The following is a 13,199-nucleotide window of genomic DNA, read 5'->3' as shown; positions in this document are numbered from 1 at the left end:
AGAGGCAGGGAACGAAAACGCTGCGCTATGGTGAACCATGGGGCCTCGCATCATCCAGAAAAGTCACGCGCTGAGCCGCGCCATGGCCAAAGCTTCGACATAGGTTCCGCCCCGAAAGGCATAGTCCGCCATCCGCCCCTCCACGGTGAAGCCGAAGCTTTCATAGAGGGCAATGGCTGCATGATTGTCCGCGTAAACGGTCAATTCAAGGCGTCGCAGGTTGAGCCAGTCATCCGCGATCCCGATCGCTTCGCCGAGGAGCGCGCGTCCGATCCCACGGCGGGTATAGTTGTCATGGACGCCCATGCCGAGCGTGGCGACATGGGCACGCCTGCCTTTGGCGGGCAACAAGGCGATATCGCCGACCACCATTCCGTCGAGCACGGCCACGAGGCTTCGGACATCGGCGGGCTGCTGTTCTATCCCGCGCCTGATTTCCTCGACGCTGTGATAGGGGAGGCGCATGGTGCCCCAGCGGTAGCCAGGCAGGTTGTGCAGGTCGGCGATTGCTGCAGCGTCTGTCAGGGATCGCGCACGGATCGTCAGGCCTTTGGGCCAGGCTCGATCGTGTCGCGAGGGGTGAGGGTGTGACTGCGTCATGCTTGCTCTCCATGTGATCGGCGGGAGAGCGAACCGGACGCCTGCTCAACCGCAGGGCGTTCGGGATAAATCGGTGCTACAGACGCGACCTGACCCGGACACCCTTGTTAAGGGTGGTCGCATGTAGGGTCATGGCGGTGGTCGAGTGAACTGCAGGCATGGGCTCATGATGGAGAGGGTGCAGGCGTCGGTCAAGTCCGACGCCTGCACCCTTGTCCGAATCCGCTGCAGCTTTTAAGGCTTTGACATGTCCATCTCTCCATTTTCCGGCAAGACGATTGCCATCGACTTCGAGACCGCGACCGAGGCGCGCGCGAGTGCCTGCTCCATCGGCCTCGCCTTCATCGAGAACGGCCGTGTCGTGCGTGTCGAGGAGCGCCTGATCCGGCCACCGGAGAACCGCTACTCGCCGTTCAACATCGCCATTCACGGCATCCGGCCCGAGCACACTGCCCATGCCCCGGAGTTTGCCGACGTCATGCTCGAATTCGCCGCCGATTTCGAGGGGGCGCGGATGATCGCGCACAATGCCTCCTTCGATTTTTCGGTGCTCAGGGCCTGCCTCGATTTTTCGGGACTGGAGTATCCGGAGCTGTCCTACCTGTGCAGCGTGAAGCTCGCGCAACGTCACTGGCCGGATCTCGGATCGCATCGGCTGAACGTGCTGGCCGCGCATCTCGGCTTCAGCTTCCAGCACCACAATGCCGCCGAAGATGCGCGCATTTGCGCCGAAGCCTGCCTTGCCATGGCTCTTGAGGCCGAGGTCGAAGACCTCTTTGATCTCGCCCTGAAGCTCGGGCTCAATCCGGGCCGACTGCACCGGCAGGGCTATGATGCCTGCTCCTTTGCCCGCAAGCCGAAGAAGAAGGCGCTCGCCTTGCAAGCGTGACCGGGCATCCTATCTTCAGGGATATCACGAAGGAGTGAACTCGATGTCGATCCGCAAAGCCACTGCTGCTGCCGTCATTCTCGCCTCGACGGCGACCCCTGCATCGTCCGAAGTCGTCGGCAAGGTCGGCGTGGACTGGGTCGGCAATGACATCGTGATCGAAGCGATGACCGATCCGGAAGTGAAGGGCATTACCTGCCACGTCACCTATTTCGATCGCTCGATCATTGATCGCCTGTCCAAAGGCAACTGGTTCGAGGATCCCTCCAACAACTCGATTGCCTGCCGCCAGACAGGACCGATCGAAATCGGCGACATCGATCTATCGGACGATGGCGAAGAGGTCTTCCGGGAAGGGCTGTCGATCATCTGGAAGTCGCTCGTCGTCAATCGCATCTACGACAAGAAGAACGATACTCTGATCTATCTCGCCCATTCACGACAGGTTGTCGAAGGGTCGGCCAAGATGGCGATCTCGACGGTGCCGCTGTTCAACCAGACGGTCGTCTGGACTTCTGGCAAGCCGAACTGACAGACCAGTTTTGGGGGCAACTCGGATTGGTGTGCCGGGTGTGACATCTGTCACTTCAACGGGGCAATGCCCTGGTTCATGCATTTTGAACCGGCACCGCGTCACCCCCAATTTCGCAGCCGGGCGGAGAGCATCCTGTTCAACTCTCCACGCAAAGACGCCCTGGAGCCTTGCGGATCCAGGGCGTTTTCATGCGGTGACCGATGTCTTACTTGACGTAGACGATCTTGCCGCCGTTGGCAGCTTCCTCAACGTGGAAGACGTTGGTGGCCTGAACGCTCTCGGCCTCAAGAGCCTGGGCAACCGCCGGGTCAGACGAAATCAGCGCCTGAGCTTCGGTCATCGACTCCGAGCTGTTGGCCAGCTGCGAGAGGCGGGTGTGTTCAGAGCGGTTCTGGTCGTTGTCCAGGCTGTCGAGGCGAACGATGTTGACGCCCTCAGTGGCCATGGTCGTGGAATTGGTCATGGTCGTGGTGTCGACCATCGGTTCAGCGGTCTGGGCAAGGGCAACGCCCGAAACGGAGGCAATCGACATGGCACCGGCGAGCGCAAGCTTTACTGCAGAATTCATGGTCTTTCTCCTTGGTTTCTTTTCGAATTTTCTGCTTCTTGGGAAGCTGACAGGAGAACGCAGGACCATGGAGAGGGTTCCGGCAAGCGTTAAAATTAATTATATAAAATAACGAATATTCATCATAATTTCTTAAAACAAAAATACACGCCACCGGTGAGGCCGATCGCGTTCATAAGGAAGCTGGAGAAAAAATGCCCCGCGGATACGGAGCATTTTCCTGGGAAGGTAAGTCGGCTCAAGCTGCCTGAGCAAGCTCGTCGGCAATGACGGTGTCGAGGTTCAGGAAGCAGACCATCGACTTCTCGAGTGCGACGATGCCGCGGCAGAAGGCGCGCTGGGTTTCCGGGATGATCTCCGGTGCCGGCTGCAGGTCTTCACTCTTGATCGTCATCATGTCCGAGACCTGTTCGACCAGGAGACCGACCAGCTTGCCGGCGATGTCGGTGACGATGATCGCTGCGCGTTCCGACGGTTCGGTCATCTTCATGCCGAGACGGCAGGCCATGTCGATGACCGGGATGACGGCGCCGCGCAGGTTGATGAGGCCGAGAACGTAAGGGGGGGTATGCGGCATCGGGGTGACCGGTGCCCAGCCGCGGATTTCGCGGATGGCCATGATGTCGATGCAAAATTCCTGGTCGCCGAGATGGAAGGATACGATTTCCAGATAGGCGCCCGACTGTTTGATGGCATTACTCATGTTCAGAACTCTTCCCAGTGTTCCTGTGCTGCGGCAGCAGAGGCTGTTGCCGTGGCGGTACGGTTGAACGATCCCGCAACCTTGTTCATCAGCGCCCGTGCGGGAGACGGTCTCTGAGGGGAGGCAGCGCGCGCAGCCTCCTGATATTGGTCATGAGCAGCCTCGCCCAAGTTCACCTTGAACTGTCCAACAAGCCGCGAAAGGTTTTCCGCGTCACTTGCCAGCGTGTGGCTCGCCGCATTGGTCTGCTCCACCATCGCGGCATTCTGTTGCGTGACCTGGTCCATCTGGCTGACGGCCGAATTGATCTCGCTCAGTCCAACTGATTGTTCTCTCGCGCTGGTAACGATTGCCTTAACGTGCTCGTTAATTCGTAAAACATCTTCGCCAATCCGGTGGAGGGCCCGTCCGGTCGCCGTCACCAACTCCACCCCGGAGCGCACTTCGTCGTTGGAACGGGTGACCAGGGTCTTGATGTCACGTGCCGCATCGGCCGCGCGTCCGGCGAGGGCGCGGACTTCCTGCGCCACAACGGCGAAACCCTTGCCTGCTTCGCCGGCACGGGCTGCCTCGACGCCGGCGTTGAGAGCGAGAAGGTTGGTCTGGAAAGCGATTTCATCAATGACGTTGATGATCTTGCCGATTTCGTCGGTGGCATCCTCGATGCGGTTCATCGCGGACATGGCGTCGTTGACCACCGCGCCGGATTTCTCGGCATAGTCCTTGGCATTGTCGACCATGTGGCTGGCTTCTTCGGCCCAGTCGGTGGCCGTCTTGACGGTCTCGGTGATCTCTGAAAGGGCGGCCGAGGTTTCCTCGAGCGATGCAGCCTGCTGCTCCGTGCGGCGCGCAAGATCGTCGGCGGCGCTCTTCATCTGCTGGCTGTTGGCGCGGATTGAGCTGCTGTTGGTCGCGATTTCGGTCATGACCCGCTTGAGGTTCGATGCCACTTCGTTGAAATCGATCCTGAGCCGCTCGAGATCCTGCGGGAAGGGGCCGGCGATGGTGGCGCAGAGATCGCCCTGAGACAGGCGGGTCAGTCCTTCGCCGAGCGCATCCACCGCGAGCTTGAGGGCGCGCGTGTCGGCTTCCATGGCCGCCGTGCGGCTCTCCCGCTCTGTTTCGTTCTGCCGGCGCTGGGAACGGCTTGCCTCCTCCAAGTCGTGCTTTTCGATGGCCGCCTTGCGGAATATGTCTGCGGAACGGGCCATGCCGCCGATTTCGTCGTGCCGGTCTGTGCCGGCGACTTCCGTCTGGTAGTCGCCGTCGATGATGCGCTGCATGCTCGTGCGAACGTGGCGGATGCCGTTGGCGATCGAATTGCCGTGAATGAGCTGTAGTGCGATGACCGAGAAGAAGGCGATACTGCCCAGCCCAAGCTGGAAGGTCAGCGCCTGATTGCTTCGACGGGTCGCCTCGTTTGCGAAGTCTTCGACCAGATTGCCACCGAGTGCCGAGAGGTTGTTGAGCACGTCACCGAGGCGCTCCCCCGAACCGTCGATCGCATCGTCGATGGCTGCGTAATCTGCTTCCGGCGCGCCGGTCTCGACCATGTGCTTGAGATCCACCTGGATGGCTTGTGCCACGGCATTCAGGTCGGCCTCATAGCTGCCGACTTCGCCCGGTGCACCCGCTTCAGCCGCAACTGATGCCAGCACGAACGCCCCATCCCGAAGAAGGGTCACCGCGGCATTGATGATCTCCATGCGCTCCGGCTGGATGCTTCCTTCGCCGCGGTCGATGATCGTATCCATAGCCGCCAGCACCATGTTGGCATTGGCAATGCGCATCTCGTTGATGCGCTCGACTTCGTTCTTGATCTCGATCGAATCCTGGATTGCCGTCGATATCCGTACGTTCTGGTACCAGCCGACAGCGAGCATCGAGCCGATGCCCAACACTGCCGCGGCGCCCAGCGTCATCAGACGCTGTTTGACTGACAGGTCTTTACCCGTAATGAGATTGACCATGAAACTCCCCAGCCCTTGTCCCGGTTGCTCCTGCACGCCGGTGACGTGTCATGCGCAATCCGGAGAGGAGTATTCCGGCGGACGATCATGTCCGCTTGGCCCGCTTGAGCCAAAACGCCGATGCAGAATCTCTAATATTAGTTAATCAAGAACTAATAGTGCGGCCAGCGGTCGAATTCCTTGTTTCTCGCGAGTTAGGTGGCTGTGATTGCGCGACGATAAACGTGCCAAGTTGCGTGTCCTGCGACCGGCAATACGACCAGCAGTCCGAGAAAAAGCGGCACCATGGCGAGGATAGCCAAGGCGGCGATAATCAGCCCGAAGACGAGCATGGGGGCTGCATTCTCGATCACCGTGCGCATGCTGGTCAGCATCGCGGTGACGAAGTCCACATCGTGATCGAGAAGCAGCGGCATCGAGATGACCGTTGCGCTGAAGAGGATCATTGCAAGGACTGCCCCAACAACTGTGCCCACAGCGAGGAACATCAGACCTTCCGGGGTGGTGAGCACGACATTGACGAATGAGTCGAGGGTCGCGGGAACGCGAAAGCCGAGGAACAGCGCCATCAACAGGCGAACCTGGTAGATCCAGATCCAGAAGATGAAGAGCACGACGAAGGCCATCCAGGACAGTTGCCGCTCGCGTTGGCGAAAGACTTCAGCGAGGATCGCCTTCCAACTGACAGGTTCGCCAAGCCTGTGCCGGCGGCTGATCTCGTAGAGACCGACGGCAATGAACGGCCCGATCAGCGGGAAGCCGATCGCAACCGGAATGATCATCCATGGTAGGTGGTAGTAAGTGAGCATCACGGCGATGAAGATGCCGCCTGCCGCATAGATCGCACCGAAGAACAGGCCGTAGGCGGGATAGGTGCGAAAGTCACTCCACCCGTCGGAAAAGGCTGCACGGATATCGCTCATACGCAGCCGGTTGATCTGCAGCTTCGGCAGAGAGCCCCGATCGAGTGCCTGCTGTTCCATGCGTCCCTCCCAAGACATGCGGTGCTGCGACAATCTGTCAGAAACTACCACGTGTGTTCCTTGATATCCGTCAAATCGCAAGGCCGGGAGTTCAAATTCTCGCGTTTCTTCCTGAACGAACTGCGCTATCATGGCGCCATGTCCGATTTCGCGCGCTCACAGAAATGGTTGCCTTTGACCGCCCTCATGCTTGCGGGGACGCTGCTCACCGTGGCTGTGTTTCTTGGCTGGTTGCATTACGGCTCGGACATCTTCCTAAGCTTGATAGAATCCGGTCTGGCCTATTGCTTCTAGCCTTCGTGGTCCGTGACAAATCAGCGCTCGTTCCAGCATTTACAGCGAGTTGAATTGCCTTCTTTCGTCGGGAGGCTTATCCGGCTGGGCGAGAAGTTCGATTTCAAGGGAATGCCATCATGAAAACGGTCAGGGTCATCTTGTGGGCGGCGGTGGTCGTCATGGCGGGTGTTCTCGGCTGGCTGACCTATTCAGTCACGCAGTCGGATCAGAAGATAGCGGAGGCACCCTTCGGTGTGCCGTTTGAGCTCGTCGACCAGAACGGCCAGCCGATCACCGAACAGGCTTTCCGCGGCAAGCCGACGGCGCTGTTCTTCGGCTTCACCCATTGCCCGGAGGTCTGCCCGACAACGCTTTTCGAGCTGGATGGATGGTTGAAGCAGGTCGATCCCGACGCCAAGGGTCTGCAGGCCTATTTCGTGACCGTCGATCCCGAGCGGGATACACCGGAGATCCTCGGCCGTTATGTCTCCAACGTCACGGATCGGGTGAAGGCGATTGCCGGGGAACCCGACAAGGTTGCCGAAGTCGTGAAGGGCTTCCGCGTCTACGCCAAGAAGATCCCGCTCGACGAGGCTAAGCCCGATGGCGATTATACCATGGATCACACGGCCTCCATTTTCCTGCTCGACGCCGAGGGGCGCTTCAAGGGCACGATTGCCTATGGCGAGAACCCGGATACGGCCGTCAAGAAGCTGGAAAACCTGATGAAGGGCTGACGGTCGCGCCTTCGGCGGAGGTTGCCATGACGGCGATTGCATTGTACCGCAACGCCTGACTGTTCAGACCGCCGAGGAAGACCTGCCGTGAACGAAATTCGCCTCTATGTGAGCACCACCGAAAAGAACGCCAACCGGATCCTCGATCTGATGAGCTTTGCTTTCGGCGAAGAGGACTTCGCGATCGCGACCACCGAGCTCGATGAGAAGGCGGATATCTGGGAGGCGTCCATCTATATGATGGCGGACCAGGAAGACGAGGTCAGGCCACGCGTGGAGGACCTGCTCGCCGAGGAGTTCGCCGATGCGACGATTGTGCGGGAGGTTATCCCCGATATCGACTGGATCGCCAAATCGCTCGAAGGCTTGAAGCCGGTCCGCGCCGGTCGCTTCCTGGTGCATGGTTCCCATGACCGGGACAAGGTGCAGACGCATGATGTCGCGATCGAGATCGACGCTGGCCAGGCCTTCGGGACGGGTCATCACGGCACGACGGCAGGCTGCCTGGAAGTCATCGAGAAGGTCGTTCGCTCTCGCAAGGTCCGCAATGCGCTGGACCTGGGTACGGGCAGCGGCGTGCTGGCAATCGCCGTACGCAAGCTGCTTCCCGTGCCGGTTCTCGCGACGGATATCGATCCGATCGCCGTGCGTGTCGCCAAGGAAAATGCCCGTCGCAACCAGATCGTCGAGGGCATCGACTTCCGCACGGCGCCCGGGTTTCACTCGACGGCTTTTCGCGAGCATGGACCGTTCGATCTCGTCATTGCCAACATTCTCGCGAGGCCGCTGATCAAGATGGCACCGCAGCTGGTCGCGCATCTCGCGCCGGGTGGCTCCGTCATCCTCTCCGGTATCCTTGCCGAGCAGCGCTGGAAGGTGATTGCGGCCTATAGCGGCCAGGGCCTGTCGCATGTGAAGACGATCTGGCGCAACGGCTGGGTGACAATCCACTTCACGCAAGGGAAGGGCTGACACCTAACGTCAGCTACCGCAGAATAGAAAAAGGCGGCCCGCAAGGAGCCGCCTTTTTGGCACAGGCATCATGCCGCGCCGGGGTCCGCGAGCGTGGGAGGAGCGCTCAAGCGGATGCTAGACTGGACGGTCGTTCAGACCAAGGTTTGTTCAGATGATCGAGTGCTGATGCGGGCGACGGCGCAGTTCTTCGCGCTTCAGGCCCATGGCCTCCAGCGATGCGTCGTCGAGCGACAGCAGGGCACCCGTCGTATAGAGATCGGCGCGGCGCTGGCGTGCCTCGACGAGATTGTTGAGGGCGGTGCGCAGGAAAGACTTGGCCATCTCTCGGTTCCTTTTCGGTTGCGGACGCTTCGTTGCTCACGTCCTCGATGACCCTGATATAGTCTGATCCGCGGTGCTCAGTCAGAGGGCTTGAAGCACGGGAGATCTGCGAATGCTGCATAGCAGCATAAACTCTGCCTGAATTTGCGGCATAACGATATCAGCGGGCGCGCATATGCTGCGAAAGCGTGCGGCGGTGGTGGTGGGGGCGATGTGGCCTTGCTATAAGCCCTGACAGAATCCGAAACCGATCGCGAGCCATGCCATGTTTCAGTCCTTTGAGGTCAAGTCCACGCCGCTTCACGGCAAGTCCAGGATCGCAGCCCTTCGCGCGCTGTTTGCCGAACTTCAGATCGATGGACTGCTCGTGCCTCGCTCGGATGAGTATCTCGGAGAATATGTGCCTGAGTCTGCCGAGCGTCTCGCCTGGGCGACGGGCTTCACCGGTTCCGCCGGCATGTTGATGGTAACTGAAACGCTCGCCGTCGTTTTCGTCGATGGCCGCTATGTCACACAGCTTGCCCAGCAGGTCGATGCATCTGTCTTCACCCCCGGTGACCTTGTCGGCGAGCCGCCGCACAAGTGGATCGAAAACCGCGCGCCGAAAGGTTTCCGTCTCGGCATCGATCCTTGGACCCATACGGGTGCGGAAGTCCGGCGGCTGGAAAAGGCGCTGGCCGACAAGGGCGGCAGTCTGGTCTTCCTGCCGTTCAATCCCGTCGATCGCCTCTGGACCGACCGTCCGGCCGAGCCGAAGGGCGCCGTGATGATCCAGGCCCTGAACCAGGCCGGCCTTTCTGCTGCAGACAAGTTGAAGACCATTGCCGCCGATCTCAGCGACAAGAATCTGGCTGCCGTTCTGATCGCCGATCCCTCTTCGGTTGCCTGGATCTTCAATCTGCGTGGCAGTGACGTGCCGCATACGCCGCATCCGCTGTCGCGTGCGATCATCAAGGCCGATGGTTCGGCCGAACTCTTCCTCGACAGCGCAAAGACCAACCTCGAAGTCGAAAGCTATCTGCGCGATCTCTGCGAGCAGGTGGATCCGGCAGTTCTTTCCGAACACATCGAGCGGGTTGCGCGGGACGGTGCCCGCATTCTGGTCGACCCCGACCTCACGCCTTACGCACTTTCGCGGATGATCCGCGAGAGCGGTGGTGAAGTGGTCGAGGGCAACGACCCGGCAAAACTCGGCCGGGCAGTCAAGAACATGGTCGAGCTCAACGGCTCGGCGGCCGCACATCTGCAGGACGGTGTGGCGATGGTCGAGTTCCTTCACTGGTTCAACGAACAGCCGCATGGCAGCCTGACGGAGATTGCGGCGGCGAAGAAGCTCGAAGCCGTGCGTGCGGCGGTTGGCGAGCGCATGCAGAACCCGCTCAAGGACATTTCCTTCGACACGATCTCCGGTGCCGGCGAGAATGCCGCCATCATGCACTACCGCGTCACCACCGAAAGCGACCGCCAGATCCGCTCGGCAGAGATGTTCCTGATCGATTCGGGCGCGCAGTATGTGAACGGAACCACCGACATCACCCGCACGCTCGCTGTCGGCGAAGTTCCAGCCGAGCAGAAGCGTTTCTTCACGCTGGCGCTCAAGGGCATGATCGCGATCAGCACGGCCCGTTTCCCGAAAGGCACGCGAGGCTGCGATCTTGATCCCCTGGCGCGCATCGCGCTCTGGAAGGCCGGTGCCGACTTCGCCCATGGCACGGGCCATGGCGTCGGGTCCTATCTCTCGGTGCATGAAGGACCTCAGAGGATTGCACGTCTTTCGACCCAGGAGTTGCTGCCCGGCATGATCCTGTCGAACGAGCCCGGCTATTACCGTCCGGGCAGCTTCGGTATCCGAATCGAAAACCTGATCTACGTGCGCGAGGCCGAGGCGATCGAAGGGGGTGACCAGCCGATGCTCGGCTTCGAGACGCTCACCTTCGTGCCGATCGACCGCGCGCTGATCGTCGAGGACCTGCTGACGCGCGACGAGCTGCAATGGCTGGATGCCTATCATGCCAAGACGCGCGCCGAGCTCTTGCCTTTGATCCCGGACGCTTCGACCCGGGCGTGGCTGGAGCAAGCAACGGCGCCCTTTGGGCGCTGAGCGTCAGCCGACGAACTGCCGCATCACCATGACGGCGGCCCAGCCGCCGATCAGCATCGGGATGGCACCGAAGCGCAAGCCGATCAGGAAGGCCGCCGCCATGGCGACCTTCACGTCGATCTCGCCATAGAAGAAGGCGGGCGCGACGAGCGTCGTCAACACCGCCGCCGGGACCGCGTTCAGCGCCGCTTCCAGTCGGGGCGGCATGTGCTTCAGGCGCTTCACCAAAATGTAGCCGCCAATGCGGGTTGCGAAGGTTGCAGCAGCCGCGGCAGCGATCAGCAGCGTCATGTAAGGCGTCAGGAGTGTGGTCATCGGATCGTCTCCTCGCGCTCAGCTCGCTGATCGGGCAGCGGCAACAAGGCCGCGAGCAGGACGCCTGCGAGCGCCCCGACGCTGATATGCCAGGGGGAGCCGATCAGATGCTGGGCGATGACCGAGACCACGGCACTCACCGCTACGATCAGCAGGAAATTGCCGCGCTTGCGGAAGCCGAGCACCAGGCCGAGAAAATAGATCGGCAGCAGCACGTCGATGCCCCAGTCCGCCGGGTCGCCCATCGCCTTGCCGACCAGTCCTCCGACGGCCGTCATGGAGACCCATGGCACGTAAATCATCGCACCGAAACCGAGATACCAGGGGAAAGTGACGCTGCGACCGCTTTCGCCACGCGCCAGCGTTTCGGCAAATTGCGGATCGGTGAGCAGGAAGAAGCTCAGCATTTTCTGAGGCAGCGTGAAGTGATCCATGAAGGGTGTGATCGCCGCCGAGTAGAGAATGTGTCGGAAGTTCACCGCAAGAATCGAGAGGACCACTACCCACATTGGTACTGCCTGGCCGAAGAGCTCGATGCCGACCAGCTGACTTGCGCCGGCATAGACGGTCGCGCTCATCAGGGCGGCCTCGGCGACCGTCTGGCCGTTTGCGACTGCCACGGCGCCAAACAGCACAGCGAAGGGGCCGGCCGAGATGATGACGGGGAGGGCCTTCAATGCACCCACGGTGAAATCTGATCGGGACATGGCGCAGTTTCTCACATTTATCTGCTGGCTAGCCGCTGTCGGCTTGTCGGACAAACCAATTCCGCTGATGGAACGACCATTGGCATTGATGTATGGCCTATTGGCGTGGACCGTTGCCGGCGTCTTGTCGAAAAGTCGCATTCAAGGAAGATCACGGACTGCCCCGGCTCCGGCTTCATCGACGTGGCTGTCGATTGCGGTCAGATCGTCACCGGGCTTCGCCCGTCAATTACGACCCGCTTGCGCTGTGAAAGCGGCGGATACCTGAAAATACTGTGTTCAGGTTCCTCCTGGATCAGCGTTCCATCCACTTCGACCGCGCTGATCCAGGATAGGCCATATTGGGTGGCAAGATCCCGAACGGCCCTCCAATGCGCCGCTTTAGCAGTGTCTCCGGCTCGGATGGCCGTTCTGATATAGGTGATGCACTCTTCGGACAGTCCCACTGTCAGAGGGTGTCCCCATGCCTCACGCAGCGTACAAAAGTCGCACCAAACCTCGCCGCTGACAACAAAGATCACGTCGGGGCGATAGTCTTTCATCGTCCCGGCTCGACTGGCAAATGAGGGCGTGTCGCAGCCTCGATGTAAGCGTTCCGCAGCGGCGACCGCGCTTCATCGAACTCCGTAGAGCTACCGGTTAAGTCGGAGAAACCATTCCGGTCAGCTGAGGGACACATCGGAATTTTGGCTACTTCTTCGGCCGGATCTGGAAGGTGTGTTCCTGACCGGGGAAGACGCGCTCCTTGACCTCGGTCGCGTAGTCGCCTGCGGCTTTCTCGATCACCTCGGCGAGCTCACTGTAGTGCTTGACGAAGCGTGGTTTGAACTCGTTGAAGAGGCCCAGCATGTCATCGGAGACGAGGATCTGGCCGTCGCAGGCCGGCGAAGCGCCGATGCCGATGGTCGCTGCCATCACCGTGGTCGTGATTTCGCGCGCCAGGGGCTCGACGGTCCCCTCGATGACCATGGCGAAGGCGCCGGCTTCGTCGATCGCCTTGGCATCGCGGCGGATCTTGTCCTGTTCGGCCTCGCTATGCCCCTTCGAGCGATAGCCACCCGACGTATTCACCTGCTGCGGCATCAGGCCGATATGGCCGAAGACGGGCACGCCGCGGCTGACGAGAAACGCGACGGTCTCGGCCATTTCGGCGCCGCCCTCGAGCTTCACGCCGTCACAGCCGGTTTCCTTCATCAGGCGGACAGCATTTCGGAAAGCCTGTTCCTTGCTCTCCTGGTAGGAACCGAAGGGGAGGTCGACGATGACGCATGCACGGGATACGCCGCGCATGACCGCCTGCCCGTGGGCGACCATCATGTCCATGGTGACGCCAACCGTCGTGTCCATGCCGTAGAGCACCATGCCGAGGCTGTCTCCGACGAGCAGCAGGTTGCAGTGGCGGTCGAGGATCCGTGCGATCGGTGTCGTATAGGCCGTCAGCGACACGATCGGACGGTTGCCCTTCAATGCCGTGATGTCGGCCGGGGTCAGGCGTTTCTGCCGGGGTGGTGTGCTCATG

General features: G+C 60.6%; 16 protein-coding genes. 6 read left to right on the top strand and 10 right to left on the bottom strand.

Annotated elements, in window-relative coordinates; all coding sequences use genetic code 11:
• Window positions 1-63: 63 nt before the first annotated feature.
• Window positions 64-600, bottom strand: coding sequence for a GNAT family N-acetyltransferase (locus D4A92_RS19210; RefSeq protein ID WP_203016600.1), 537 nt, complete (start codon window positions 598-600; stop codon window positions 64-66).
• Window positions 601-847: 247 nt separating this feature from the next.
• Between D4A92_RS19210 and D4A92_RS19205 the strand changes: the two genes are divergently transcribed.
• Window positions 848-1,489 carry a 3'-5' exonuclease gene (locus D4A92_RS19205; protein WP_203016599.1) on the top strand — a complete coding sequence of 214 codons (642 nt, stop codon included), beginning with the start codon at window positions 848-850 and terminating at the stop codon, window positions 1,487-1,489.
• Between the two features lie 43 nt (window positions 1,490-1,532).
• Entirely contained in the window at window positions 1,533-2,021 is a 489-nt protein-coding gene (locus D4A92_RS19200; RefSeq protein WP_203016598.1) for a CreA family protein, read from the top strand.
• 208 nt (window positions 2,022-2,229) lie between these two features.
• On the opposite strand, the gene D4A92_RS19195 is transcribed toward D4A92_RS19200, so the two are convergent.
• From D4A92_RS19195 to D4A92_RS19180, 4 genes are all read right to left on the bottom strand, one after another.
• The gene (locus D4A92_RS19195) at window positions 2,230-2,592 is read right to left on the bottom strand and encodes a hypothetical protein (protein ID WP_203016597.1); all 363 of its coding nucleotides are present in this window, start codon (window positions 2,590-2,592) and stop codon (window positions 2,230-2,232) included.
• Window positions 2,593-2,830: 238 nt separating this feature from the next.
• A complete protein-coding gene (locus D4A92_RS19190; protein WP_203016596.1) occupies window positions 2,831-3,295 on the bottom strand; it encodes a chemotaxis protein CheW in 465 nt (154 codons plus the stop codon).
• A gap of 2 nt (window positions 3,296-3,297) precedes the next feature.
• On the bottom strand, window positions 3,298-5,265 hold the full coding sequence (locus tag D4A92_RS19185; protein WP_203016595.1) for a methyl-accepting chemotaxis protein: 1,968 nt from the start codon (window positions 5,263-5,265) through the stop codon (window positions 3,298-3,300).
• A 194-nt stretch (window positions 5,266-5,459) separates the two neighbouring features.
• Window positions 5,460-6,248 carry a DUF2189 domain-containing protein gene (locus D4A92_RS19180; protein ID WP_203016594.1) on the bottom strand — a complete coding sequence of 263 codons (789 nt, stop codon included), beginning with the start codon at window positions 6,246-6,248 and terminating at the stop codon, window positions 5,460-5,462.
• 60 nt (window positions 6,249-6,308) lie between these two features.
• Here D4A92_RS19180 and D4A92_RS19175 point away from each other — a divergent pair, with 60 nt between their 5' ends.
• From D4A92_RS19175 to D4A92_RS19165, 3 genes are all read left to right on the top strand, one after another.
• Entirely contained in the window at window positions 6,309-6,542 is a 234-nt protein-coding gene (locus tag D4A92_RS19175) for a hypothetical protein (RefSeq protein WP_203016592.1), read from the top strand.
• Window positions 6,543-6,661: 119 nt separating this feature from the next.
• Entirely contained in the window at window positions 6,662-7,261 is a 600-nt protein-coding gene (locus D4A92_RS19170) for an SCO family protein (protein WP_203016590.1), read from the top strand.
• Between the two features lie 87 nt (window positions 7,262-7,348).
• A complete protein-coding gene (locus tag D4A92_RS19165; RefSeq protein ID WP_203016588.1) occupies window positions 7,349-8,233 on the top strand; it encodes a 50S ribosomal protein L11 methyltransferase in 885 nt (294 codons plus the stop codon).
• Window positions 8,234-8,383: 150 nt separating this feature from the next.
• Here D4A92_RS19165 and D4A92_RS19160 read toward each other — a convergent pair whose 3' ends face one another.
• Window positions 8,384-8,557: a hypothetical protein gene (locus D4A92_RS19160; RefSeq protein ID WP_006725966.1), complete on the bottom strand. Its 174-nt coding sequence runs from the start codon at window positions 8,555-8,557 to the stop codon at window positions 8,384-8,386.
• A gap of 265 nt (window positions 8,558-8,822) precedes the next feature.
• On the opposite strand from D4A92_RS19160, the gene D4A92_RS19155 reads away from it, so the two are divergent.
• Window positions 8,823-10,658 carry an aminopeptidase P family protein gene (locus D4A92_RS19155; protein WP_203016587.1) on the top strand — a complete coding sequence of 612 codons (1,836 nt, stop codon included), beginning with the start codon at window positions 8,823-8,825 and terminating at the stop codon, window positions 10,656-10,658.
• Between the two features lie 3 nt (window positions 10,659-10,661).
• Here the strand turns inward: D4A92_RS19155 and D4A92_RS19150 are convergent, their stop codons facing one another.
• The 4 genes from D4A92_RS19150 to panB form a co-directional block, all read right to left on the bottom strand.
• Entirely contained in the window at window positions 10,662-10,973 is a 312-nt protein-coding gene (locus D4A92_RS19150) for an AzlD family protein (protein ID WP_006725968.1), read from the bottom strand.
• Window positions 10,970-11,680, bottom strand: coding sequence for an AzlC family ABC transporter permease (locus tag D4A92_RS19145; RefSeq protein ID WP_203016586.1), 711 nt, complete (start codon window positions 11,678-11,680; stop codon window positions 10,970-10,972). Before D4A92_RS19145 ends, D4A92_RS19150 begins: the two co-directional genes overlap by 4 nt.
• A 200-nt stretch (window positions 11,681-11,880) precedes the next feature.
• The gene (locus D4A92_RS19140) at window positions 11,881-12,222 is read right to left on the bottom strand and encodes a hypothetical protein (RefSeq protein ID WP_203016585.1); all 342 of its coding nucleotides are present in this window, start codon (window positions 12,220-12,222) and stop codon (window positions 11,881-11,883) included.
• 148 nt (window positions 12,223-12,370) lie between these two features.
• Complete coding sequence (panB, locus tag D4A92_RS19135) at window positions 12,371-13,198, bottom strand: 3-methyl-2-oxobutanoate hydroxymethyltransferase (RefSeq protein ID WP_203016584.1); 828 nt, start codon at window positions 13,196-13,198, stop codon at window positions 12,371-12,373.
• Between the last annotated feature and the right edge of the window lies 1 nt (window position 13,199).

It is taken from the genome of Rhizobium rosettiformans (genome assembly GCF_016806065.1).
Classification (GTDB): Bacteria; Pseudomonadota; Alphaproteobacteria; order Rhizobiales; family Rhizobiaceae; genus Allorhizobium.
The sequence above is the reverse complement of the archived record's forward strand: the minus strand, read 5'-3'. Positions and strand labels throughout refer to the sequence as shown.